This is a genomic window from Thermorudis peleae (assembly GCF_000744775.1).
GTDB lineage: Bacteria > Chloroflexota > Chloroflexia > Thermomicrobiales > Thermomicrobiaceae > Thermorudis > Thermorudis peleae.
The window spans coordinates 860,964-886,932 of record NZ_JQMP01000003.1; the positions used below are offsets into that span (position 1 = coordinate 860,964).

19 protein-coding genes are annotated in these 25,969 nt (G+C 57.1%); 16 read left to right on the forward strand and 3 right to left on the reverse strand.

Features of this window, described 5'->3' with window-relative positions; all coding sequences use genetic code 11:
* Positions 1-82: 82 nt before the first annotated feature.
* The 6 genes from rlmD to pyrE all read left to right on the forward strand — a co-directional run bounded on the left by rlmD (position 83) and on the right by pyrE (position 8,984).
* The gene (gene rlmD, locus N675_RS06950) at positions 83-1,282 is read left to right on the forward strand and encodes a 23S rRNA (uracil(1939)-C(5))-methyltransferase RlmD (protein WP_038038698.1); all 1,200 of its coding nucleotides are present in this window, start codon (positions 83-85) and stop codon (positions 1,280-1,282) included.
* Positions 1,279-2,109 carry a Maf family protein gene (locus tag N675_RS14635; RefSeq protein WP_338417744.1) on the forward strand — a complete coding sequence of 277 codons (831 nt, stop codon included), beginning with the start codon at positions 1,279-1,281 and terminating at the stop codon, positions 2,107-2,109. Before rlmD ends, N675_RS14635 begins: the two co-directional genes overlap by 4 nt.
* Before the next feature lie 464 nt (positions 2,110-2,573).
* Positions 2,574-4,013 (forward strand): dihydroorotase, encoded by a 1,440-nt coding sequence (locus N675_RS06965; RefSeq protein WP_231577962.1) that lies wholly within the window; start codon positions 2,574-2,576, stop codon positions 4,011-4,013.
* Positions 3,973-5,124, forward strand: a complete 1,152-nt coding sequence (gene carA / locus N675_RS06970; protein ID WP_038038702.1) for a glutamine-hydrolyzing carbamoyl-phosphate synthase small subunit — start codon at positions 3,973-3,975, stop codon at positions 5,122-5,124. The genes N675_RS06965 and carA overlap by 41 nt, the downstream gene beginning before the upstream one ends.
* A gap of 4 nt (positions 5,125-5,128) precedes the next feature.
* Positions 5,129-8,392 carry a carbamoyl-phosphate synthase large subunit gene (gene carB, locus N675_RS06975; RefSeq protein ID WP_051914395.1) on the forward strand — a complete coding sequence of 1,088 codons (3,264 nt, stop codon included), beginning with the start codon at positions 5,129-5,131 and terminating at the stop codon, positions 8,390-8,392.
* A complete protein-coding gene (gene pyrE, locus N675_RS06980; protein ID WP_051914398.1) occupies positions 8,382-8,984 on the forward strand; it encodes an orotate phosphoribosyltransferase in 603 nt (200 codons plus the stop codon). The genes carB and pyrE overlap by 11 nt, the downstream gene beginning before the upstream one ends.
* Before the next feature lie 60 nt (positions 8,985-9,044).
* Here pyrE and ligA read toward each other — a convergent pair whose 3' ends face one another.
* Positions 9,045-11,138, reverse strand: coding sequence for an NAD-dependent DNA ligase LigA (gene ligA / locus N675_RS06985; protein WP_038038703.1), 2,094 nt, complete (start codon positions 11,136-11,138; stop codon positions 9,045-9,047).
* Positions 11,139-11,238: 100 nt separating this feature from the next.
* Between ligA and N675_RS13660 the strand changes: the two genes are divergently transcribed.
* The 10 genes from N675_RS13660 (at position 11,239) to N675_RS07035 (ending at position 22,951) form a co-directional block, all read left to right on the forward strand.
* Positions 11,239-13,257, forward strand: a complete 2,019-nt coding sequence (locus N675_RS13660) for an exonuclease domain-containing protein (RefSeq protein WP_051914399.1) — start codon at positions 11,239-11,241, stop codon at positions 13,255-13,257.
* Between the two features lie 33 nt (positions 13,258-13,290).
* A complete protein-coding gene (locus tag N675_RS06995; protein WP_051914401.1) occupies positions 13,291-14,709 on the forward strand; it encodes a phosphohexomutase domain-containing protein in 1,419 nt (472 codons plus the stop codon).
* A gap of 60 nt (positions 14,710-14,769) precedes the next feature.
* A complete protein-coding gene (locus tag N675_RS07000) occupies positions 14,770-15,405 on the forward strand; it encodes a uracil-DNA glycosylase family protein (protein WP_081886921.1) in 636 nt (211 codons plus the stop codon).
* A gap of 202 nt (positions 15,406-15,607) precedes the next feature.
* Positions 15,608-17,707, forward strand: coding sequence for an FtsK/SpoIIIE family DNA translocase (locus N675_RS07005; RefSeq protein WP_231577963.1), 2,100 nt, complete (start codon positions 15,608-15,610; stop codon positions 17,705-17,707).
* Between the two features lie 104 nt (positions 17,708-17,811).
* Complete coding sequence (gene recR, locus N675_RS07010) at positions 17,812-18,426, forward strand: recombination mediator RecR (protein WP_038038706.1); 615 nt, start codon at positions 17,812-17,814, stop codon at positions 18,424-18,426.
* 18 nt (positions 18,427-18,444) lie between these two features.
* The gene (locus N675_RS07015) at positions 18,445-19,506 is read left to right on the forward strand and encodes a hypothetical protein (protein WP_156100838.1); all 1,062 of its coding nucleotides are present in this window, start codon (positions 18,445-18,447) and stop codon (positions 19,504-19,506) included.
* Positions 19,507-19,531: 25 nt separating this feature from the next.
* Positions 19,532-21,298: a R3H domain-containing nucleic acid-binding protein gene (locus tag N675_RS07020; protein ID WP_422396424.1), complete on the forward strand. Its 1,767-nt coding sequence runs from the start codon at positions 19,532-19,534 to the stop codon at positions 21,296-21,298.
* The gene (gene tmk, locus N675_RS07025) at positions 21,295-21,945 is read left to right on the forward strand and encodes a dTMP kinase (protein WP_038038712.1); all 651 of its coding nucleotides are present in this window, start codon (positions 21,295-21,297) and stop codon (positions 21,943-21,945) included. The genes N675_RS07020 and tmk overlap by 4 nt, the downstream gene beginning before the upstream one ends.
* Positions 21,942-22,274: a cyclic-di-AMP receptor gene (locus N675_RS07030; protein ID WP_038038714.1), complete on the forward strand. Its 333-nt coding sequence runs from the start codon at positions 21,942-21,944 to the stop codon at positions 22,272-22,274. The genes tmk and N675_RS07030 overlap by 4 nt, the downstream gene beginning before the upstream one ends.
* Positions 22,275-22,306: 32 nt before the next feature.
* On the forward strand, positions 22,307-22,951 hold the full coding sequence (locus tag N675_RS07035) for a zinc ribbon domain-containing protein (protein ID WP_051914404.1): 645 nt from the start codon (positions 22,307-22,309) through the stop codon (positions 22,949-22,951).
* On the opposite strand, the gene N675_RS07040 is transcribed toward N675_RS07035, so the two are convergent.
* Both N675_RS07040 and N675_RS07045 read right to left on the reverse strand, forming a co-directional pair.
* Complete coding sequence (locus tag N675_RS07040) at positions 22,948-24,393, reverse strand: cryptochrome/photolyase family protein (RefSeq protein ID WP_038038715.1); 1,446 nt, start codon at positions 24,391-24,393, stop codon at positions 22,948-22,950. The two genes, N675_RS07035 and N675_RS07040, sit on opposite strands and share 4 nt — an antisense overlap.
* A complete protein-coding gene (locus N675_RS07045; RefSeq protein ID WP_051914406.1) occupies positions 24,344-25,930 on the reverse strand; it encodes a phytoene desaturase family protein in 1,587 nt (528 codons plus the stop codon). The genes N675_RS07040 and N675_RS07045 overlap by 50 nt, the downstream gene beginning before the upstream one ends.
* Positions 25,931-25,969 lie beyond the last annotated feature (39 nt).

The following is a 25,969-nucleotide window of genomic DNA, read 5'->3' on the forward strand; positions in this document are numbered from 1 at the left end:
TGTCACGTACACGATGAGAGGGAAAACGTTGGTTGCTGGAGGATGGACATGCTCACTAGACTTCTTGAGTAAGGAGGCGCATATGCCGAGTAGTGATCAACCAGCATCGCATGTTACCCTACAGCTTACCGATATGGCATTTCAGGGGGCAGCCATCGGCCGCCTTGATGGTCGTGTTGTCTTTGCGGAATATGGGATTCCTGGGGAAACGGTCGAGGTTGCAATTGAGAAGGAGCGGCGCGACTATAGCCTTGGGCGCGTTATTGCAGTGCATGAGCCATCCCCCAATCGTGTGACACCGCCGTGTCCGTACTTCGGCGTTTGCGGCGGTTGTCAGTGGCAGCATATTGACTATGCTGCGCAGCTTGAGTACAAGCAACACATTGTCAGCGAGCAGTTACGGCGCATTGGAAAGTTTGTGGATCCTCCAGTCTTTCCCACTGTGCCTGCTCCTGAGCCGTACGGTTACCGGAATCACGCCAGGTTTACCGTAGGCCCCGAAGGGAAACTAGGGTTTATTGCACGACCAGGGGCTGGACGGCGATTCATCCAAATCGACCAGTGTCTCTTAATGCATCCGCGCATCAATGCTGTACTTGCTCAACTTCAGGGCCGCGCTTTTGTCAAGCATCAGGTGGTTGTGCGATATGGCGTGCATACTGGGCAACTACTTGTCCAGCCCGACCTTCATGAGCTGGTCCCTACTGTGCCCTCTGGGCAGCCCTGGTATGAGGAGGAGCTACTTGGCCATCGCTTCCGTATTTCGGCCTCGTCATTTTTTCAAGTGAACACGAAGCAGGCCGAGCAACTCGCTCGCTTAGTTCGAGAACGACTGACACTCACGGGAAATGAGGTTCTTGTTGATGCCTATGCTGGCGTCGGCACGTTTGCAGTGTTTCTTGCGCCATTTGTGCGTGAAGTCATTGCCATTGAAGAGTCGCCATCAGCGGTGAGCGATGCACGAGTAAACTGCAGCGGGTCGGCGAATATCCGGTATGTGCAGGCCAAGGTTGAAGATGTGCTGGGCTCGCTTGAGGAACAGCCTGATGCCATTATCCTTGATCCGCCTCGCGTTGGCTGTCATCCTCGCGCATTGAGTGCGGTGTTGGCATTACGCCCACGTCGTCTTGTCTATGTCTCCTGTGATCCATCGACGTTAGCCCGCGACTTGCGTCGTCTGTGTGATGGTGGCTACATACTGCGTGACGTCACGCCAGTTGACATGTTCCCTCAGACATACCATATCGAGTCAGTTGCAACATTGGAGTTAGCAGAATCGTGACCAACCTTGTCCTTGCTTCGGCATCGCCGCGGCGACGTGAGTTGCTTGCGCTGCTCGGGTTGCCCTTCGAGGTCGCTCCGGCCGATCTTGCTGAGCCAATGCCAGAACAGACGCGACGGCCTGAACGCGTAGCGCGTGCACTGGCGCGGGCGAAAGCGCAAGCGATTGCAGCGCGCTATCCTCAGGCCGTTGTTCTCGCAGCTGATACCGTCGTTTGTGATCGCGGCTATCTCCTTGGCAAGCCAGCTGATGAAGCTGAGGCATGGGCACTCTTGCGCCAGCTTCGTGGGCGGTGGCACCGGGTGATTACAGCAGTGGCAGTAGCGCGCGGACGACGCCTCTGGATTGACCATGCACGAACCTGGGTACAGATGCGCTGCTATCAGGATGACGAAATTGCGGCGGCTATTGCCCGTGGGGAGCCATTTGACAAGGCCGGGGGGTATGCCATTCAAGATCCGCTCTTCCGGCCAGTTCGTTGCTTCCGTGGTTGTTATTGCAACGTCGTGGGGTTACCCCTTGCACTCGTTGAGCAGCTGTTGCTGCGTGCTCACGCATTACCTCAAGACTGGACAGTTGAGCCCCGGCAGCCTGCGTGCGTAAACTGTCCGCTCTACTGCGCTTTTTCCGCGAGAGAACTTCCACTACAACAACCCAAGGCGATGAAGGACGAGAATGAGAATGAGGAATGTCCAGAGGACGAGCATTCCGCTGATACCGGCGACGCCGGCAGCGATTGCAGTGAGGGGAACAGCCATCACGAGCAAGGTCATAATGAGCGCAGGGTTCCGCGACGTCGAGGGTTGCCACCGGGTTCGGCGGCGTAGATGCTCTTCGACGATCTTGGCTGCATACTGTTCGACTTCTTGTCGAATCAGCGGACGGAGCGCTTCAACCAGCGATTGAGCGACAGCATCGCGATACTCTGGTCCAAGCTCGTGAAGGGCATCGAGATGGACCGCGATTTCTTCCTGGAGCGCTCGCTCGTCCAGGGAGGATGTGCTGCTGTCCCGTGTTTGGTAGGACCGCCGTGCTCGCGGCTCACCACTTGGCATGAGACGCCTGCTCCTCATGGTCGAAGTGTAACGCAGCTAGGACGATCCGCAAAACTGTCTCTTCTACCACACACGTCATACAACAGCGAGACCTCGGCCTATTGCTTCTGAGATCGTAGCATTCAACAGCCGATCCGTGTGTGCCCGTGTTCGTTGGCTTGACGCTGTGCCGTAGCTTTGCTACACTCTTGAGGACTGCCCTGGAGGCAGGAATGTACGGACACTGGGCAGGACGTATGCACCAACTTGAATTGAACCAAGCCAATATGTGGAAGCAAGGGCCTCTGGATTCAGCCCGAATCCAGAGGCTTTTTTTTAGCACTCCACAGCTCTCGCTCCATCTTCGCGGAGTACGAGTCGTTGATCCGGCACGTGGATGGGATGGTGTTGCCGATCTCCTCGTGCGCGAGGGGCGGCTCGAAGCTTATGGCTTGCACATCCCGGTGCCCGAGGGCATCCCTTCGCTCGACGGCCATGGACTTGTGGTTGGGCCAGCGCTCGTTGATATCCATGTCCATCTGCGTGATCCTGGCTTCCCTGAGAAAGAGACACTGGAGTCAGGGGCGTGCGCTGCTGCTCATGGCGGTTTTGGGACGATCTGTTGCATGCCCAATACTGAGCCACCGCTTGACCAAGCAGAACGAATTGCTGACATCCGCGCCCGAGCACGATCATTACCTGTTCGCGTCATGCCGATCGGGACGATTTCCCAGGGACGCAAGGGCGAAGTGCTGGCTGATCTTGAGAGCATGGCTGAAGCAGGTGCGGTCGGTTTTTCCGATGATGGTGACAGCACGCGATCGGCTGCAGTCATGCGCCAGGCTTTAGCATGGTCGGCTAGCTCTGGCTTGCCGATCATGGTGCACTGTGAAGAGCCAACGCTGTCACGTGGTGGCGTGATGCATGATGGAGAGGCAGCCCGGGCGTTAGGCTTGCCAGGTATTCCCGCCCTTGCAGAAGAACTGATTGTGCTACGCGATCTCGAACTTGCACGGGAAACTGGGGGATGGTTGCATGTCCTGCATGTGACAACGGCTCGTGCTGCGGCGATGGTGCGTACTGCCAAGCGGGCAGGAGTGCGTGTCACCGCTGAAGTAACGCCGCATCACCTGCTCATGACCGATTGGTGGGTCGCTGGACAGCGGCGCTTTGTTGGCGAAGACACAGTGGAGATTGGCCCTTCGCCTGATCCGCATGCCAAAGTTAATCCGCCGCTGCGTCGTAAAGAGGATGCTCGTGCACTGCTCGCTGCTGTTCTTGACGGCACGATTGATTGCTTCGCAACTGACCATGCTCCTCATCACGCGGCCGCAAAGCCTTCGGATCTCACCCGTGCAGCGTTTGGAATGATCGGGTTGGAGTTTGCCCTACCGTTGCTGCTGCGTCTTATTCACCGTGGTGTGCTCTCGTGGCTCCACTTCTTTGATCTCTTTGCTACCCGCCCCGCCACACTGTTCCGCCTGCCGGGAGGTGTCTTGAGGCCGGGAGCCCCGGCCGATGTCGTGGTGATCGATCCAATGGTTACCTGGCAGGTGAAGCCTGAGGTTCTGGCTTCCCGAAGCGCAAATACCCCCCTGTTGGGGATGGTCCTTCAAGGTCGGGCTGTGTTGACAGTCGTGGATGGGAAGGTGGCATATGCCGATTCAGCAGCGTTGGCCAGGCGCGCTTGTTCTTGAGGATGGGCGGATTTTCCCCGGGATTCCCTTTGGGGCCCACAGTGATGCTGAGGGGGAAGCCGTTTTCACCACGGTGATGACTGGATATCAGGAAGTTGCGACGGATCCCTCGTTTTTCGGTCAAATCGTCTGCATGACGTATCCCCTGATTGGCAATTACGGTGTGGCCCCCGAGCATGATCAATCGCGCCGACCATGGATTGCCGGGATGGTCGTGCGCGAATACTGCTCGGAGCCGAGTCACTGGCAGTCTGTTGAGACCTTTGGCGAATACCTGAAGCGCTACGGTATTCCGGCGCTCTACGGCGTTGACACACGTGCCTTGACACGGCATTTGCGCACGCGTGGTGTCATGCGCGCAGTTTTAGTTTCTGACCGGCGTGGCCGGAGTGATGACGAGCTTGTCGCCTTGGCTCGCCGCGCCTGGACGCCTGATCGCGAAGACGTTGTGCCCTCAGTGACCGGCGGAGTTCGCCGCTATGGGCCAGCTGATGGCCCACGGGTTGTCCTGGTTGACTGTGGTGTTAAGCAGTACATCATCACATCCCTCGTCATGCGTGGGATGCAGGTGTTCGTTGTGCCCTACGGAACGAGCGCCGAGGATATCCTGTCGCTTGATCCCGATGGCGTTGTGGTCTCTCCTGGCCCCGGCGATCCGGCTCGTGCTGCAGCAGCATTGCGCTCTGTGCACGATCTGGCGCTGTCAGGCACTCCATTTTTAGGAATCTGCCTCGGTCATCAACTGCTCGCGCGGGCCTTCGGTGGGCGGACGACCAAGCTCAAGTTTGGCCATCGCGGTGGCAATCATCCAGTCAAGGATCTCGTCACTGGCAAAGTGCGCATTACTTCCCAGAACCACGGTTACTGCGTTGAGCCAACGCCCACGCTCACGGAAGGTGGCTGGGAGATCTGGATGGTCAATGTCAACGATGGCACGGTCGAAGGGTTACGCCACCGCTCGTTGCCGGTCTGGTCGATCCAATTCCATCCAGAAGGATCTCCCGGCCCACAAGATAGCCAGGATCTCTTCGATGCCTTTGTTGCTCAAGTGCGCGAGCGCGCGCAGTCACGGCAGCCGGTAACGCTTGTCCAAACGTCGTCGGAGGTGTAATCCAATGGCACGCCTTGATGTGAAGACGGTGTTAGTGATCGGCTCTGGTCCGATCATCATTGGTCAGGCGGCGGAATTTGACTACTCAGGAAGCCAGGCCTTGCGAGCGCTGCGTGAGGAAGGCGTGCGCTCAATCTTGGTGAATTCCAACCCAGCCACGATTATGACCGATGAAGATATTGCTGACGTCGTCTATATTGAGCCGCTCAACGTCGACGTGCTGCATCGCATCATTGCCCGTGAACGCCCGGACGGGCTTTTGCCAACACTGGGTGGGCAGACAGGCTTGAATCTTGCCGTGCAGCTCGCGGAAGCCGGCATTCTTGAACGCTATAACGTGCGACTCCTCGGCACGCCGCTCGAAGCGATTCGGAAAGCTGAGGATCGACAGCTCTTCAAAGAATTCCTGATCAGTATTGGTGAGCCTGTCGTTGAGAGCACCATTGCCTATTCTGTTGAAGACGCGTTGGAATTCGCGAAAAAAGTGCCGCTGCCACTCATTATTCGCCCGGCTTACACGCTTGGTGGCACGGGTGGCGGTATTGCCATGACCGAGGATGATCTGGTACGTCTGGTACGGCGTGGGATCAATGCCAGTCCCATCGGACAAGTATTGGTCGAACGCTCCCTGCTTGGATGGAAAGAGCTCGAGTATGAGGTGATGCGTGATAGCAACGACACCTGCATCACTGTCTGCAACATGGAAAACATTGACCCCATGGGAGTCCACACCGGCGACAGTATCGTCGTTGCGCCAAGCCAGACGTTGAGTGACCGCGATTACCAGATGTTGCGTTCGGCCGCGCTCAAGATCATTCGCGGGCTCGGGATTGAGGGGGGCTGCAACATTCAATTTGCCCTTGATCCAAAGTCGTCACAGTACTACGTGATCGAAGTCAATCCGCGTGTTAGCCGGAGCTCTGCGCTCGCTTCAAAGGCAACAGGCTATCCCATCGCCCGAATGTCAGCCAAGATTGCCCTTGGGCGGACACTCGACGAGCTGGTTAACCCTGTAACCGGACAAACCAAGGCCTCGTTCGAGCCAGCGCTCGACTATTGCGTGGTGAAGATTCCGCGTTGGCCATTCGATAAGTTCAGCCGAGCTGACCGCACCCTGAGTAGCCAAATGAAGGCGACTGGGGAGGTTATGGCGATTGATCGCTCCTTTGAGGCGGCGCTCCAGAAGGCTGTGCGCGGCCTCGAGACGGAACAGCGCGATTTGCGGTGGGAGCATCCGGCTTGGGCTGATCCAACCGCGCTGGAAGAAGCGATTCGGTGGCCGAATGACTTGCGACTTTGGGCAATCACGGCAGCACTCCGTCGCGGCTGGGAGCCTGAGCAGATTAGCGAGCTCAGTGGCATTGATCCGTGGTTCACTCGGGCACTCCGTCGCATTGTGACGCTTGAGCGTCGACTAGCCCAGGAGCCGCTCACGGAAACGCTCCTCTGGGAGGCCAAGCGTGCTGGCTTTGCTGATCAAACCATTGCCGCATTGAATGGCTGCTCGATAACCGAAGTACGAACACTCCGCGATCAGTACGACCTTCACCCGGTATATAAAATGGTTGACACTTGTGCGGCGGAGTTTGCGGCGGCTACGCCATATTATTACAGCACCTATGAGATGGAAGATGAAGCGCCGCCGCTCGAGGGACCAAAGGCGGTCGTCATCGGCTCAGGGCCCATTCGTATTGGGCAGGGCATTGAATTCGATTATTGCAGCGTCAAATCCGCGCAGGCACTCCATCAGCGTGGTGTGGCTGCCATTATGATCAACAATAATCCCGAAACCGTTTCGACAGACTTCGACGCCTCCGATCGGCTCTATATCGAGGTGCTTGACGAAGAGAGTGTGATCGAAGTCCTCCGGCATGAACGAGGAGTAAATGCAACCTATCCTCCCGTTGTTCTCCAGTTCGGTGGACAAACTGCCATTAACCTCGCGCAACCCCTGGATGCTCACGGCGTGCCGATTCTCGGCAGCTCAGCAGAAACGATTGACATTGCGGAGGATCGACGGCGCTTCGAACGTTTCTTAGCTGAGCTTGGTATCCCTGAACCTCCCGGCGCGGGCGTGACCTCACTTGAAGAAGCCTTAGCGGTCGCCGAGCGAATTGGCTACCCGGTACTGGTACGGCCATCCTATGTCCTTGGTGGCCGGGCAATGGAAGTTGTCTATAGCGCTGAAATGCTCGAACGATACCTCCACGAGACTGCTGCGTTTGCCAGTGGCCGCCCAGTCTTGATCGACAAATATCTTGAAGGGAAAGAGCTCGAGGTTGATGCGATTTGTGACGGTGAAACTGTCCTCATCCCAGGGATCATGGAGCACATTGAGCGAGCGGGAGTCCATTCTGGCGACAGCTTTGCGGTTTATCCAGCACTGAGCCTTGACCCGCAGACAGTCAATACGCTTGTGACCTACACCACGCGGATTGCGCTAGCGCTTGGTGCCATCGGATTGATCAATATTCAATTTGTCTATCATCAGGGTCAGGTCTATGTCCTCGAAGTCAATCCTCGGGCGAGTCGAACGGTGCCTTTCCTCAGCAAAGTAACTGGTGTGCCAATGGTTGAGGTTGCTACGCGAATCATGCTCGGCGAATCGTTACGGGATCAGGGATACGTTGGCGGCTTATGGCCTCGACAACCACTTGTCGCTGTGAAGGCACCAGTGTTCTCAATGGCCAAGTTGCCAGGTGCTGAGGTTTCACTTGGCCCAGAGATGAAGTCAACCGGTGAAGCGATGGGCGTTGATCGCACATTCGCCGCTGCCCTCTACAAGGCAATGCTTGCGGCAGGATTATCGCTCCAGCCTCATTGTGGAGTGCTTGTTAGTCTCGCTGATCGTGATAAGCCTGTTGGCGTTGAGCTCGTCGCTGAGCTTGTTCGCATGGGCCATCCAATTTACGCCACTGCTGGAACGGCGGCGGCCTTACAGCAGGCGGGCTTACCGGTTGCGCAGGTCGCGAAGCGTATTAACGAGGGTTCGCCGAACGTGCTTGACATTATTCTTGATGGCACAGTGCGGGCTGTTATCAATACGCCTGGGCCAGACGACCACATGGTTCGTGACGGGTTCCAGATTCGTCGCGCGGCTGTTGAGCGTGGCATTCCCTGTATCACGTCAATCGACACTGCCCGGGCGCTCATTCAAGCGACACTTGCGGGCGGCGCTGCATTCTCTGTCCTACCGTTGCCGGAGTATCGCCAGCGGATCACCGCGGGTGTTGCGGCGGCCGAGGAGGAGCCTGTTTATGGTGAATAATCCACTGTTTTCGCTCCGTGCATGCCTGCGAGAGGTGGGTGCTCTCCAGGAGGGACATTTTCTCTTGGCTTCTGGCCGGCATAGCGACCAGTATGTGGAGAAGTTCGCGCTGCTTCGCCAGCCACGGCTAGTTGAAGCTGTCTGCGCGGCATTGATTGCGCGCCTACCCTGGCGTGATCAGATCGATGTTGTCGTTGGCCCGACGACAGGCGGGATCCTGCTTGCATATGAGGTTGCCCGCCAGCTTGGCGTTGCTGCTGCTTATGCTGAACGTGAAAGCGAAGGGGCAGCACGTCGCGTCTTCCGCCGGGGTACAACCTTTGATCCTGGCACGAGAGTGATGGTGGTTGATGACATCCTGACCACCGGCGGATCGGTACGGGAGACACTTGCAGCGCTCGAGCCGTATGGCGTCGAGGTACTTGGCATTGCTGTCTTGGTCGATCGCAGTACGACACCGGTGGTGTTTCCTGTTCCATTCCTTGCGCTCGAGCGACTTGAAATTCCAAGTTGGGAAGCTGCAGCGTGTCCGCTCTGCCGTCAAGGCGTGCCGCTGGTCAAGCCTGGGACGTCGTTGTCCGTGCAAGCGTGATCGATGCTCTCTGACGAGCACGCGCTGTCGTCTCTGACGACTCGCGCGTGCTCGTCGAGTTTATGAAATAGCTGTTTCTTGTGGAATATCAATACCAGATTCACGCAGCAGTTGAAGCAATGCTTCCTCGTCAAGAATTGGTACACCAAGTTGTTGCGCCCGCTGATATTTGCTGCCGGGATCCTCGCCAGCAAAGACGTAGTCAGTGTTGCGTGATACCGAACTCGTAACGGTGGCACCAGCAAGCCGTAACGCTTCTTCGGCTTGGCTGCGTGTCATTGATTGTAGCCGGCCGGTAAGCACGACCGTCTTGCCGACAAGTGGACCTTGACGCGTGCGTGTCTCTTCGCCTCGTTCTTCGCTCATTCGAACGCCAGCAGCACGGAACCGTTCGATCATTTCGCGGTTCCGTGGCTCCTGGAAGAACGTCACAATCGCTTGGGCAACCGTTGGTCCGAAGCCAGGCAGCGTGAGGAGTTCTTCGAGTGTTGCGCGCTCAATTCGGTCGATGCTGACGAACTGTTCGGCGAGGATCCGTGCATTGCGCTCGCCAACATGCCGAATACCGAGCGCGTAGAGGAAGCGTGCTAGCGGGCGTTCTTTGCTCCGCTCAATGGCCCGTTGAAGGTTTTCAACGCGTTTGGCTCCAAACCCCTCGAGCTGCCGAATGCGATTCCAATCCAAATAATAGATATCTGGCAGGCTCTGGATCAATCCAAGGTCGACGAAAAGTTCCGCAACCTTTTCGCCAAGTCCTTCGATGTCCATGGCATTGCGCGAGGCGAAGTGTTGGATGGAGGCCTTTAAGCGAGCCGGGCAATTGGGGTTCACGCAATAGCGATCAGCTTCGCCTTCGAGCCGAACTGCCTGTGCACCGCAAACAGGGCAGTGTTCTGGTGGGGTAATTGGTTGTTCATCTCCATCGCGTCGTGCAAGGATAACGGCAGTAATTTTAGGGATCACGTCGCCGCGTCGTTGGACAACAACGGCATCTCCAATCATCACGCCAAGCCGAGCAATTTCATCTTCGTTGTGGAGCGTGGCGCGCTCAATAACTGCTCCGCCAATCTCAACGGGCTCGAGAAGAGCAACAGGCGTAAGCTTACCCGTGCGCCCAACACTCCACTCCACACCACGGATAACCGTCGTCTTCTCAATTGCCGGGAACTTATAGGCTGTTGCCCAACGTGGTTCGCGTCCTACGACCCCAAGCTGGTCATACACTGTGCGGTCATCGACCTTAATGACGACCCCATCAGCTTCAAACGGGAGGCTTGCGCGCCGCTCTTGCCAGCGCATGCAGGCCTGCCAAACTTCATCAACCGAATGGTGAACCGTATAGTCGGGGACGACAGGGATACCAAGTTGGCGTAAGAAGTCAAGAGCCTCATGATGGTAGCGAGGTGGTTCTGTTCCTTCCCACACCCCGATGTCCCAGGCAGCGAAGCGCAGCGGGCGACTTGCGGTAATGCGCGAATCGAGCTGGCGCAGCGATCCAGCAGCGGCGTTGCGCGGATTTGCGAAAAGAGGCAGCGGGCGCTGGCCTGCTGCGGCGCGTTGCTCGTTCTGCTTTGCAATTTCCTCATTGAGGCGTTCAAAGTCAGCAACGTTCATGTAGACTTCGCCACGCACTTCGAGCACGCGTGGTAGCATCACACCCGGCGGAGGATAGAGACGTAAGGGGACACTTTTTATTGTTCGGATATTCGCCGTAACATCTTCGCCTTCAAACCCATCCCCGCGCGTTGCCCCGCGGGTGTAGACTCCGTTCTCGTAGATGATGGAGACTGCAAGGCCATCGACTTTTGGTTCTGTTACGAAGTCGAGGTTGGAGGCTTTCAAGAGGCGCATGACACGTTCCGCCCAGTTACGCAGTTCTGCCTCGGTGAAGACATTGCTGAGGCTGAGCATAGGAAGTGCATGACGAACAGGTTGAAATCCAGTGGCAGGAGGAGCGCCGACGCGTTGGGTGGGTGAATCGGGCGTAATGAGTTCTGGATACTGCGCCTCAAGCTGGCGCAATTCTTGCATCAAGGCGTCGTATTCAGCATCACTCACACTTGGCTGGTCGAGGACGTAGTACTCATAGTTGTATCGATGGATGAGTTTTCGCAACTCTTCGACTCGTGCAACGATTTCTGGCGGGACAGGCATCGCAGTCGACTCCTCACTTCCTCATGCCTGCGCGCTGAACGTCCTTGTGCTGCCGCAAGTATAGGTGACAGATGGGGTGTCCGTACACCTGGAGCAGGGTATGACTGAGGCTGACGTTGAGCGAGCGCAAATGGGAGAAAGCGCCTATGAGCGCCTTCGCCAGCGAGCCTACGAGTTTGTGCTGCGCAAGGGCGGTTGCGTCAGTGAACATGACTTGATTGCGCATGTCTTCGGAAGTGTTGGCAGCCTGAGGATCTGGCAGCCGCTGCTGCGCCAGGTGCTTGGCGGTGATGAACGGCTTGTGATGCAAGCGGATGGACGTTGGACACTCCGTTATTCCCCAATCCAGGAACAGCTGGATTTCCCTGTCGACTTCATCGCGATTGATGTGGAAACCACCGGGTTACGCCCAGCACGGCAGCGAATTATTGAGATTGGAGCGGTGCGCTATCACGATGGAAGGCCAGTTGAGCGCTTCTCTCTGCTTATTAATCCCGAACGGCACGTACCCCAATACATTACAAAATTGACAGGTATTCGCGACCTTGATCTTTTGGAAGCGCCAATCTTTAGCCGCATTGCTGGGCAACTCCTGGCTTTCCTTGGAGATGCTGTTCTGGTCGGGTATAACGTCGGATTTGACCTCGCGTTCCTCAATCTCGAGCTCCGTCGTGCCGGCTGGCCTCCGCTCGCGAATCCGACGATCGATGTGTTGCCCCTCGTTCGTCAGCTTCAGCCGACCATCGGTCGTTGGGGCCTCGACGATGCGTGCCGTGCTTTCGGGCTCTCACGGGAGACGCGACATCGCGCACTTGCCGATGCTGAAGCCACGGCCGAGCTTTATCTTGCGCTCCGTGCGAAGCTTTGGACGTCGATACTTCCCTCGTCCCTTTCGCATGTGAACCAGAACGGGCGATACGGCTACGTTACCGCGATTGAGGCAGTAGGGCGCGGGCGTGCAGTACTCGATCGCTCGTTTCTCGCCCAAGCACCGGAACGGCCTGGTGTCTATATCATGCGTGATGCGCAAGGCCGCGTGCTCTATGTCGGCAAGGCACGGAATTTGCGTCGGCGACTTTCGTCCTACTATTCGCAACCCCTGGGGTATACGCGGAAAATGGATGGGCTGCTGGAATCGATCGCGGATATTGAGGTGATTGAAACGGGCTCAGAGTTGCTTGCGTTACTGCTCGAGTCGCAGCTGATTCGTCGCTATACCCCTCCCTACAATACGCAACAACGCAATCACGAGCGTTATCCCTACATCAAAGTCGAACTCGGTAATCCTTGGCCCCGAGTGTATCTCACTCGCTATCGCGACGATGACGGAGCGTTCTACGCTGGTCCATTTCACAGTAGCACGGCAGCGAGGGCAACAGTGGAACTTCTCCACAAAGTGTTTCCCCTCCGTACCTGTCCGCGGTCCTTTCGAACGCTTCGAAGTTATGGATCGCCATGTTTAGCGCTTTCGCTCGGACGTTGCCTTGGCCCGTGTGTTGGGCGTGCTGATCGCGAACACTACCATACGATGATCCAACAGGTCATTGCTTTCTTACGTGGTGAAAATCAAGGGGTGATTGATCGTCTCCATCAGCAGATTGCAGCAGCAGTTGCACGACAGGATTTTGAGCAAGCCGCCCGACTGCGTGATCTGCTGCGTTCAGCCGAGTTGCTTGTCCGTGCTCAGCGGACGCTTGATGCGGCAGCTGCTCGTGCTCCAACCGTGGTTATTACGCGTTCAGTCGATCCAGGGAGCCGAGCGTTTCTCCTTATTCTGCATGGACGGCTCTGGGCCATTGTGCATTGCTCGCTCAATGATACCGACGAGGAAGTGGCGGCTCGGCTCCAGCGCGCATATGAGCGCGGATGCGCCGCAAAAGCAATGCCGCTTGCCCAAGATGAACTCGATACGTTTTGGATCCTTGAACGCTGGATTGCTGCTCATGCTGGTAGCCCGGCAATTATCCAGTTACCGGCCTCGCCGGATTGGCTCGCACTTGTCCAGCATGGTCGCTCGTTACCCGATGCGGTTGTCGCTGGCGATGGTAAGCCTGCTACAGCTTTTGATGATGACGATGAACTGGCAGCCGCTGAGCTTGAGGATGAAACACCTCGATGATAGGGGTATGTGCCCGAGAGGAGCAGGCAGAGCGTGCAGTCGACCATTCGTTTTGGTACCGATGGATGGCGTGGTATTATCGCCGATGACTGTACGACAAGCACGATGCGGCGTATCGCACGCGCCTATGCCATCGTGCTCCATGAATTGGTTCACGGACGTGCGCCACGTGTCGTCGTTGCCTATGACCGCCGTTTTGCCTCCGATCTATTTGCACAGGCGGTTGAGCTGAGCCTTCGCGAGACTGGTGTTGATGTCCTTGCTTGTCGTGAGCCGTTGCCAACGCCGGTGGCGAGTTTTGCAGTGCGGACATATGAAGCGGATGGGGCGCTGGTGATTACGGCGTCGCACAATCCGTTTCGATATAACGGCGTGAAGGTCAAAAGCCGTGCTGGTGCTTCGGCACCCCCAGAACTCTATCGTCGGATCGAAGCCCATCTGTTGGACGCTGAAACGATTGCGATTGATCGGCCCGGTACCGCAGTCGATCTTGCCCCACTTGATGACTATTGTGCAGCGTTGGCGCAACGTTTACCGCTGGATGCTATTCGCAGTGCGGGATTTACTGTCATCGCCGATGCTATGTTTGGCACGACGGCTGGACTGCTTCCCCGGGTACTCAATGGCGATCTGACAACGTGCATTGAACTAAATACGACGCATAATCCGCTATTTCCCGGTATTGTGGCCCCGGAACCTATCGAGCGAAACCTTGCGAAGCTCAAGCGTGCGGTAGTCGACGGCAAGGCAACGATTGGCGTTGCCTTTGATGGCGATGGCGATCGCATCGGCGTTGTTGACGAGCAGGGCAATGTCGTTTCTCCCCAGTATGTTTTTGCGTTGCTTGCCTACTATCTGCTCGAGGTGCGGGGAATACGTGGCCCGATTGTCCGGTCGGTCAATGGCACGGCAATGCTTGATCGACTTGCCGAACACTACGGCATTTCGGTCATTGAAACCCCAAATGGCTTTCCGTATCTTGCGCATGCCATGCTCGAGCATAATGCGATTCTCGCAGGTGAAGAGAGTGGTGGTTTTGCTGTCGCCCTTCACATGCCTGAGCGTGATGGCCTCTTTTGTGCACTGGTGCTGCTTGACTTCTTACGGGAAAGCCAGCTGCCCCTTTCGCACCTACTTCGCGAGTTGGCGCATCTCGTTGGCACGTGGTATTACCAGCGCTACGATGTCTTAGTTTCCAACGAACAGCGTCTCCGCCTCGCGCAAGCACTGCAAACCAGTGAGCACCCCCAGCAACTTGCTGGGGTATCGGTCACCGGCGTTTCGCTTCTTGATGGCGTCAAATTTCTCCTCAGCAATGGTGGATGGGTGCTCGTGCGTCTCTCTGGTACAGAACCTCTTGTACGCATCTATGCTGAAATGCCTGATCCTGGACAAGCTGACGATGCAATCCGCGCGGCACAGCGCTGGCTTGCCTTGACGATTGGAGAATGATCTGACAGCGTTGAGAGGACATTGGGGCAAGGCGTCTGGCGGAGATAGTGAGGTGATGACGTGAGTGAGAAAGCTGAGTCGACACCGGAGGCGGTGCTGGCTGATGTTGCTGCGCGTGTCAAAGTCTGCACCCGCTGCGAGCTTGCGCGGACGCGAACGCATGCGGTGCCGGGCGAAGGCAACCCGCATGCTGAGGTGATGTTCATTGGTGAAGCGCCAGGCTGGAATGAAGATAAGCAGGGCCGCCCGTTCGTTGGAGCCGCTGGCCAGTTCTTGAACGAGTTGCTCGAGCGTATCGGGCTCAGACGCTCAGACGTCTTTATCACCAACATTGTCAAATGCCGCCCACCTGGCAATCGTGATCCGCTTCCCGACGAGATTGTGGCATGTGCGCCCTACCTTGAAGAGCAAATCGCGGCGATTCGCCCAAAGGTGATCGTCACGCTTGGCCGCTACTCCATGGCTCGCTGGTTCCCGACGGAGAAGATTTCCAAAATCCATGGGCAACCGCGTCGTTTTGGAGACTATGTCGTTGTGCCAATGTATCACCCGGCTGCAGCGCTCCACCAGCCTGCATTAAAGGCCGCGGTTGAACAAGACATGATGAAGCTGCCGCAGATTTTGGAAGAGGTACGAAAAGCACAACAGCAGGAGGAATCGGCGCCTGCACCGCCGCAACAAATGCGCCTTTTCTAGCTCGAAGAGGTGTCAGATTTTCTCCGTGCTTCTCGGCGAAGCCGCTCGCCAAGCTGCTGGTGAGCGGCTATACTGTGTCCGAACGAGGTGAACGTACATGGCGGCAAAGGCTCGAGCTCGGCAAGCAAAAGCAAAACAGCCCAAGCGTCCTTCACATCCTCAGAGTAGTGTTGCTACGAGGGTTATCCATCGAGCACGATGGATGCGGGTAGCGTTACGCCGTCTGCTTTTCCCTTTGGATGCTCCAGCCCGCTTGATCCGCGAAGCTGTTGCGCTCCTCCTCCTCGTTGCGACGGTACTCCTGTGGGCTGGCCTCCTTGGAATACATGCCGTTGGCGGAGCAATCATCTGGGTCGTTGATGGCTTGCGCTTGTTGTGTGGGCAAGGTGCGTGGGTGGTTCCTGGCCTTGGGGTGTGGTTGGCTGGGGAATTGCTGTTGAACCAGCATGGCGCTGCTGTACGGCGCCGCGGGTTGGGGTTAACGCTCTATCTGCTGGCACTCCTGGTGATCTTCGATCGTCAGCCGAGTACTGACCCGCGCACGGCTGGTGGATATCTTGGTGCCGCTCTTGGTGCTCTCCTTCGCCTGTTCGGCGGATCACTTGGAGCAGAGATGCTCGCCCTCGTTCTCGGAGCCATCGGCCTTGCCTTTTTCACCGGCCACGCGCTGCTGACTTCTCTCGCATGGTTACATGGTTTGTTTGTCCGCTCGGCACTGGTCAACCAGGTGAAGACGCCGAAGACAAGCCCCGAGCAGTTCAAGCCAAACCGTGACGGAGAACGTCAGACACCGCTCACGGACGTTCAGCCAGTGATTTCGTTGCCGGAGACTGGCCGATCGCGCGGGCGAAAATCGGCACGCACTCAGCCTCCTGTGTCCTCCGCTGAATCTACCCATGATGTTGCGTCGTTGCCATTGCCTGATCTCAGCCGTTTACAACTGTATGCCTATGGAGTTCCCGATCCCAGCGAGTTGCAGCGGAAAGCCGCGATCATTCAGGAAACGCTGACAAGTTTTCGCGTTGATGCGCGTGTACGCGAAATTTTCCCAGGGCCAGCCGTCACACTCTTTACCCTCGAGCCAGGGCCTGGCGTGAAGGTGCGGCGAATTACCGAATTACAGAATGACCTTGCGCTTGCCCTTGCAGCGCCGTCAATTCGTATTGAGGCCCCGGTGCCAGGCATGGCACGCGTCGGGATTGAAGTGCCGAATGCGAAGATTCATACCGTCGGGCTTCGCGAAACCATGGAATCGGCGGCATTTCAAGAATCCGCCGCTAAGCTCCCGCTTGCACTCGGGCGAGATGTGCATGGCCAGTATGTCGTTGCTGATCTCACGAAGATGCCGCATCTGCTGATTGCCGGGGCGACGGGGTCCGGCAAATCGGTATGTATTAACAGCATCATTGCTACCTTCCTTCTAACAAAGCGGCCTGATGAACTCCAAATGCTTCTCATCGACCCCAAAATGGTTGAGCTGACGGGGTTTGAGGGGGTGCCTCATCTTAAGCGTCCAGTTGTCACCGATATGGCACTCGTAGTCGGCGCTCTGCGCCGCGTCTTACAGGAAATGGAACGGCGTTACCAGCTTTTCGCGCAGTTGGGTGTGCGCAATCTTGAGGGATATCAGCTGCGGCGCGAGGAGGATCCATCGCTTGAACCATTGCCGTACTTCGTGGTCATTATTGATGAGTTGGCCGATCTCATGTTGACCACGCCGGATGAGGTCGAAACCTTGCTGGTGCGGTTAGCACAAATGGCTCGGGCGACTGGCATTCATCTCCTGATTGCAACGCAGCGCCCCTCGGTTGACGTGTTGACAGGCTTGATCAAAGCGAACGTGCCGGCACGTATTGCGTTCGCCGTCACGTCGCAAACGGATAGCCGCGTGATCCTCGATATGCCGGGCGCTGAGCGCTTGCTTGGGCGTGGCGATATGCTCTTCTTAGCTCCAGATGCAGCTCGGCCGCAGCGGATTCAAGGCTCATTCATCGAGGATCGCGACCTCAACTATCTTGTCGAGCATTGGCGCTCGTTGGTGCCTGAGCCGCGCTATGACCCACTGTGGCTTAACCTCGATGCTGATGCGCAGGATGACAACCGGGAAGATCCGTTACTCGATCAAGCTCGACAACTTGTGCTTCAGCATGGGTCAGCATCAACCTCGATGCTGCAGCGGCGCCTCCGTATTGGCTACAACCGTGCTGCCCGCTTGATGGAACAGCTTGAGGCCGAGGGCTTGGTTGGTCCTAGTGATGGGCCCCGAGGGCGGCAAGTGTACCTTCAACACCTCGAGGAGTAAGCTACCACCCATACGAGCCGAGAGCTGGGGGAACCTCGAACGAACAGCAGAATCCCGTTCTTGGTATACTTTGGGGAGAATACGCGAGGCGAGTGGATTTGTCGATGCGTACACGTCCAACGAAAATCACTGTTGAACCAGTTGCCCGGCTCATTGATGAGCTGGCGAAATTGCCAGGGATCGGTCCAAAGACGGCTTCTCGCCTAGCCTATCACATCCTGCGCGGTTCACGTGAAGAAGCGCTTGCACTTGCCCAGGCCATTATGGAAGTGAAAGAGCGAGTCTCGCTCTGCTCTGTCTGTTTTAACATTACTGATGTCGACCCATGTGCGATTTGTCAAGATCCCCAACGTGAGCGTTCAGTGATTTGCGTGGTTGAAGATCCGCTTGATGTGCTGGCCTTGGAGCGGACCGGGGAATATCACGGGCTGTACCATGTGCTTCATGGCGCAATCTCTCCGGTGGATGGCATTGGTCCTGACCAGCTAAAAATCCGCGAGCTGATTGCACGGGTACAGCAAGAACGGCCTCAAGAGGTGATCTTGGCGTTGAATCCGAACATTGAAGGAGACGCGACGGCGATGTACCTTGCTCGCCAGCTTATTCCTTTGGGCGTCTTGGTGACTCGACCTGCAAGCGGATTGCCAGCTGGTGGCGACCTTGAATATGCCGATGAAGTCACGCTGGGACGTGCGTTAGCCGGGCGCCGGGCGCTCTAGTCGCGAGGTTGAGGAACGATGATGTGGCTCTGGCGTCCACTCGCATTCTGGCGATGGCGAAGTCGCAGCTCGGGCGAGGTGCAGATTCGGCCCGTGCGCTGGCATGATGTTGCCCGCTGGATGCGTGGCCAGCACGTTGACTTGCTTGAAGTACCACATGGGATCGGCAATCTTTCGCTCTGGGCGCTCACGCTTGGCTCAGTGTGGCCGGTGCGGCGGAATCGCCTCCTCTTTCGTAGCGAGCATCCAGCGCTCGGAACAGGGTGGATTGCCGTTCAGCAAGATCCGCGTCCCGAGCATTGGATGATTACCCAGTTACTCCAACCCTACACCGATGACAGCGAGGCATATCTTCTCCTCATCGAAGAATTTCTACGTGTTGCTGGGCGGTATGGCGTGCAACGTGTTCATACAGTCATTCCCCGCGAGAGTCCGGTTCTGTCGCTCTTTGAGCAAGCGGGCTTTCTGCCCTTCCGGCGGATCACCGTTTTTGCAGCACAGGCCGGTGCATTGGTGCTTGCAGCGCCGTCTTCGGCAGTGCGTCCTCAAGCTGTCCATGATGGCTGGGCAATTCTCCGGCTATATGAACGGGTGACGCCTCGCCCCGTCGTCTATGCCGAAGCGCGTACCCGTGCATCGTGGCAGCCTGGGCGGCGTGCTGGCTGGCATGTACGGGGAGTGGTCTTGCCATACGAACATGAGGTTATCGCCTATTGTCAAGTACGCTCTCGGGCCCATGTCCATGTCGTCGAAGTGCTTGCCGATCCATCAGCAGCCGATACGGTCGGTGATGTGCTCTCGGCAGCCTTGCGTGGTGCTCGACCAGTCCCAACCGATCTGGTCCTTGCGCTTGTCCCAGAAGACGCGCTTGGATTACCTGAGGCTTTCCGAAGGTTTGGCTTTGCCCCAGTGGACGAGCGGGTTTGGGTAGCCCGTTACCTTACGCGCATGGCTCGCGTACGATTGCCCCGCGCGGCGGCCCCGGTGCTCCGCGAATTGCCTGAGCTCGTGCCAGGAGTGTTCCGTGGCCTGCCGCAGCGGCAGTTCTCAAAGTCACGTTCACATTACACCTGGTGTTAGTTGCGGAGGGGTATAGACGTTCAGCATGACGCAGATGCTGCCCACACTACCGGTCTACGAGCAAACCATTACGGATAATCTGGAAGACCTACTCGCAGTGCTACCGCCGGACATTGTCACGGCGCTTGAACACTACAACACGCCTGAAGAGCGCAGTAAACTCATCGAGATTGTGCTTGACCTCGGCCGACGTCCCGAAGCTCGCTTTGAGGACAAAGAAGTCTATCTGGCAGAACGCGAGGTGACGCGCGAAGATCTCGCCTACGTCGCCAAGCGGATCGGGCGTTTTGGCGATGATAATCGCGCGGGTATCGAGCGAACCTTGCACCGCATCTCGGCTATTCGGAGTCGCTCGGGGGAAATCGTTGGGCTCACGTGCCGTATTGGCCGGGCGGTTTATGGAACGGTCGGCATCATCCGTGATCTGATCGAAACCGGCCAAAGTATCCTGCTGCTCGGACGACCTGGTGTCGGTAAGACAACGATGCTGCGTGAGACAGCTCGCGTGCTTGCCGATGACTTACGCAAGCGGGTTATCGTCGTTGACACCAGTAACGAGATCGCTGGCGATGGTGACATCCCGCATCCAGGCATTGGCCGTGCGCGCCGTATGCAGGTGCCGACCCCAACATTGCAGCACGCCGTGATGATTGAAGCTGTTGAGAACCACATGCCAGAAGTCATCGTTATTGACGAGATCGGCACAGAACTTGAAGCAGCAGCAGCTCGGACCATTGCCGAGCGCGGCGTGCAGCTTATTGGCACTGCCCACGGCAATACCCTTGAAAATATCATGATGAACCCAACTCTTTCTGATCTTATCGGCGGTATTCAGTCGGTAACCTTGAGTGACGAAGAGGCGCGGCGGCGGGGGACACAGAAGTCAATTTTGGAACGCAAAGCTCCGCCGACGTTCAATATTCTGGTTGAAATCCAAACCCGCAATCGTGTTGCCATCCATCGTGACGTTGCAGCGAGTGTTGATGCGATCTTGCGTAACCAGCCGCTCAAGATCGAAATTCGTGAGCGAAAGCCTGATGGAACCTATGCGGTACATTATGAAGAGATCTACGGTGGTGAACGGTATGGCGAGCGGCAATTGCCTACAGGCCCCCGCCGGTTGGCACAAACCCAACCCTGGTCGCAGACTACGACAGTGATCCCGCAGCCAGTAAGTAGCCGAACGCGGGCGAGCAGCTTGGCGGAAGCAAATGACACACGCGTTCCCGAAAGTGGTGGGCGTGTTCGACCGCGCGAAGTAGGGCGTAAACTGCTGCGAGTCTATCCCTTTGGCGTGAGCCGTAATCGCCTGGACGAAGTCATTCGTCAGCTCCTGGTTCCAGCCACGCTTGTTCGTTCGCTTGATGAGGCTGATGTTGTCTTTACGCTGAAGAATTACTACCGCAAGCGGCCGCAGGTGGTGCGTGAGGCGGAGGAACGTGGGCTGCCTGTCTATGTGTTGCGCAGCAATACCGCAGTCCAGATGGCTAATCTCTTCCGGTCGCTCTTTCCAGAACAATTTGCGCTGATGCCAGAAGAGCAGCCATGGCACGATGATGATGGCCATGCCGCGAGCGAATCGGATGAGGTCGAGAGTGCACTGACTGAGGCAGAAGATGCAATTCACCAGGTGCTCAGTGGCCTGACATCACGGGCATCGTTGCGTCCGCAAGCGTCGTGGATTCGCCGTCTCCAGCATCAGCTGGCAGAACGCTATAACCTCGGCTCCCGCAGCCGTGGGCGCGAACCATTCCGCCATGTCGAAATCTTCCGCGAGGAGTCAAGTGCGTGAGTTTCTTCATTACTGTCGAGGGGCCAGAGGGAAGTGGAAAAACCACGCAGGTCCGCGAGTTAGCTGCTCGCTTGCGCTCATCCTCGCATCACGTCATCGCGACGCATGAGCCTGGGGGGACGCCGCTTGGTGAGCAGATCCGTGAATTGCTGCTCCACGCCCCTTGGCCCCTGTGCCCTGAAACCGAGGCCTTGCTGGTTACGGCTGCACGAGCGGAGCATGTGACACACGTCATTCGTCCAGCGCTTGAGCATGGCCACATCGTCATCTGCGATCGTTATATCGATTCAACACTGGCATACCAGGGGGCAGGGCGTGGCCTCGATCTTGATCAGCTTTGGGCGCTGCAGCGCTTTGCGTTCGACGGACTCCTACCCGATCTCACCATCTTGATCGATGTGCCGGTTGAGGTTGGTCTCGCTCGACGGTATCAGGATGCGGAGCAACTCTCGCGCTTTGATCAAGAGACGTTGGCCTTTCACGAACGTGTGCGTGCGTGGTACCTTAGGGCGGCACATGCTGAGCCGGCACGCTGGCGTGTGTTTGACGGGACGTTGCCGCCGGAGATTGTTGCTGAACAGATATGGGCAACGGTACAGACATTTCTCCATAAGCGTGAGCAGATGGGCGCGAGAGGGCGGATATGAAGCTCCTGGTAACCGTCATTCAAGCTCGCGACCTCGAAAACCTCACGCTGGCATTGCACGAACGTGGGTATGCTGCGACACAAGTGCATAGTGCCGGTGGGTTTTTGCGAGAGCAAAATGTCACGTTGCTGATTGGGGTTGATGATGAGGCAGTGGCAGAGGTGATCCGTATCATTAAAGCGAATTGCTATTCGCGTGTGCAGTACGTTAACCCTCTCCTCCCAATCGTCGATGCTGGTGAAGTCTTTCTCCCGAATCCGGTTGAGGTGCAGGTCGGTGGCGCGCATGTCTTTGTTCTCCCCGTTGAGCGGCTCGTGCGGTTACCATAAGGAGACAGAAAGGGGAACGGGGGCAAGCTAAGATGGAAGCGCTTATCGCTCGTGCCGTGCACCTCGTGTTAGCTGTCAGTATTGCCTACTACTTGGCACTCTGGTTTGCCTTAGTCGTCTGGACATTCCAGGATGTACAGGCGCGAACCCGCAGTGTGCTCGCCCAGATTTTCGCGACGTTGTTGGTCGTTCTGTTTTCGGTTCCCGGGGTGCTGCTCTATCTGTTACTCCGTCCGAAGGAAACGCTTGAAGATGTCTACCAACGTTCCCTGGAGGAAGAGTATCTGCTTCAGGATTTGGGTACCTTCGCCTTATGTCCGCATTGCCAGCATGTCGTGCACGAAGACTTCCTTTACTGTCCAACATGCCGGAATCAAATTCGCCATGGTTGCTCGGCCTGCGGTCGCCTGATCGATTTGCGGTGGGCAATTTGTCCGTACTGCGGGCACGAGCAAGAGGCCGAGGCACTGGTAACTACCGAAGAGAGCCGATGGGCGTTGCCCGGGCTCAGTCGGCTTACGCGGCAGCTGCGCCGTGCGGAATCTGAGCCGACCCTTGATCAGTCGTATCAATCGGAGCCCGCAGTTCTCGGCGATCGAGACGGGCGAGTGCTTCCCCGGGCTACTTCGCTCGCCGACGAGGATACAAGCGAAATTCGGCCCACCACGTCGCGTTAACGCTCTTCGTCTCTCTTTTGCTTGTCCCGGTGTAGCTGTTGTAGCAAGCGGAGTGCTCGTTGACGTGCTTGCTCATGGTCAACGAGTGGAGCTGGATACGTATCACCAATGCGACAACCAGTTTTGCGCTGAAGATCGACTGGCATATCCCATGGGTGATGGATAAAGCGATCGGGAACGTGGGCTAAAGCTGGCACCCAACGACGAACATACCGGCCGCCTGGATCAAACTGCTCTCCTTGCTTGACGGGATGAAAAATCCGGAAAAAGGGCGCCGCATCCGTTCCTGTGCCGGCTGTCCATTGCCATCCTCCATTGTTCGCTGCTGGATCGCCATCAATGAGTTGCTCCCAAAACCATCGCTCTCCCCAGCGCCAGTGCACAAGGAGATCTTTGACCAAGAAGGATGCGACGATCATCCGAGCCCGGTTTGAGATCCATCCCTCTTCCCGCAACTGCCGCATCGCGGCATCAACGACCGGGTAACCTGTCATACCTTCACGCCATGCGGCAAAGAGCGTCGAATCATTTTCCCAAGGAAAGTTGTCATAGACCTGGCGGAAATTCTGTTTTACGACATGCGGGAAGTGCGCAAGAATGTTGACATAAAATTCTCGCCAGATAAGCTCGTTGATCCAGGCATCGACGCCTTGCTTTGCTTCTTCGGTTTTGGCCTTCGCGCGTGCTTCCATGGCTGTGACAAACGCAGAGCGGGCAGAGAGTAAGCCGAAGCGAAAATAAGGGGAAAGTCGTGAACTCCCTCGGCCGTCCAACCAATTCCGTTCATGGTGATAGCGAAAGATTGGGGCCTCATCTCCGTGGCAGAAATGCTCTAACCGTTCCTGTGCTGCTTGTTCGCTCGGTGGGAAGTGCGACCAATCGAATCCCGCGATGATTGGAATCGGATCACCTGTGATCTCATCGGGAACAGGTGGAAGATGGGTTGGGGGAGGAAGGAGCGCTGATCGCGACGGGCTTGGAAGCGCACGCCATGCTCGCGCAAACGGCGTGAAAACGGTGTAGGGCTTGTCATCGGCGGTGCGCACGGTTTCTGGCGGATGAATCACCACACCGGGGGTAAGGTGTAAGGGAACGTGTTTGGCTACCCGTGCATCACGTTGTCGGGCATAGGGCGAGTAGTCTTCTTCGGCAAAGACTGCTGTTGCACCACTCTCACGGACAAGTGCTGGAATGAGGTCGTCGGGTTTCCCATACCGAACAACAAGGCGGCTCCCGCGCTTTCTTAGGGCACGATCGAGGCTGCGGAGTGCCTCGTAGAGAAATGCAAGCCGTCGTTGACTGACAGAGTGGCCATGGTGAGCAATGGGGTCAAGGATGAAAACCGGAATAACCTGGTGAGCATGGCGCAGCGCTGCTGCCAATGCTGCATTATCAGTGAGTCGAAGATCGCGTCGAATCCACCAAAGTGCCACCGATGACATCAGCTTCCTCCTCATGGAGATTGCGCATCGTCGCGGCATGCTTGTTCATGTTGAGTGCTTGCCCATGTTCCTGAAGAATTGCGTGCGCAACAGCAAGCCCTCCGAGTGCTGCTGCGGCGATCGACTGCCCCGGGAACGTGCTATCACCAACAAGCCAAAGGTTTGGGGCAAGCCGGCGTGGAACAGCGCGGCCGAGGCGGGTCTGCGGAAATCCGCCTACCCACCCGAACAGGCGACGGGTGAAGCGAGCGAAGCTGACGGGAGTTCCCGGAACAAGGAGCCGAATAGCATCGCGAATGGTAGGCAGTACGCGAGCAATACCGTCGAGCATGCGCTCGGTATAGGCTTGTTTACGTGCGGCATAGCCGGCGGGATCATGTTGCCGTAAGTTCCACCATGGCTCCCAACGCGTGTGCGTGCTCGCCGTTAACGCGCGTTGCCCAGCTGGTGCGCGTGCTGTATCCCAGGATGGGCTGAGGGAAAGGAAGATACTGTGCCCCTCGCCAAAGGTGCCGTCAACCAGGATCTGGTGATGCAAAGGAAAATCGTTGGGAACTGCGTCCTCGTCAATACCAAGATAGAGCACAAACGCGCTCCAGCCCTCTGGTGGATGGCGAATAATGTGGTGGAGTGTTGCCGGTGGTGTCGTAAGCAATCGAGCGAGGCTCCAGGGTGAGAGGTTGGCAATGATGCAAGGTGTTGTTACCTCAAGCCCACGATTGGTGATCAGCGTGAACTGCTCATCACTGTGTTGTGTAATGGATGTGACTTCGTGGCGAAGCATAACGCGCCCGCCTTGCCGGATGATAGCGTCGCAGAGGGTCGTGGCAAGTGCGCCCACGCCACCACGGACGACGACAACACCGCGGTTGGTGAAATCGAGAGCTGCTGCACCATAGAGCGCGTTCACGCGGTTGCTCGTTGCTTGAGCGGTAATGAGCAGCTGGGCATCAACAAATTGACGCAGTCGACTGTTCTCGGATGGCACATGATGTGCAACAGTGCGAAAAGCATCGGGAAGTAAGCCGAGGCGTTTCCAATCGTGCTGGATCAGTTGCCAACCCTCGACCCCAAGACGCAGGAAATCCTGCAGGCGCTGTGGCGGCCACGGGATGCAGCGCGCCGCAAGCTCCCAAAGCGGCTGTGCTGTTGCTTCCTGCCATCTCCAGAAACGGAGTGATGACGGGCCGAATGCTTCACAATAGGTCTGCCAGTGACGCTCGTCGCCCCAGCGGGGTACCGTGGTTCCATCTGGCAGGTGCACGACGAGTGCAGGCTCGTGCCGGACAACTGGCCAGTCGGTGATGCCTGTTGCGCGGCTGAGCAATGCCATTGGGCCATCGGCTGTAAATCCACTGGCGAGCGTTGCGCCGGCATCAAACCAGTAGCCGCGATGGCGAAAGGTTGCAGCGCATCCTCCTGGATAGACATGGGCGTCAAGGACAAGCGGTGGTACACCTGCGTGCGCGAGTGTGGCTGCAGCGGCAAGACCGCCGATGCCTGCTCCGATAACGACGACGGGTGCGGGAACGGCCATGATACCCTCCGGAATTTAACTAAATATTGTTAAATCATC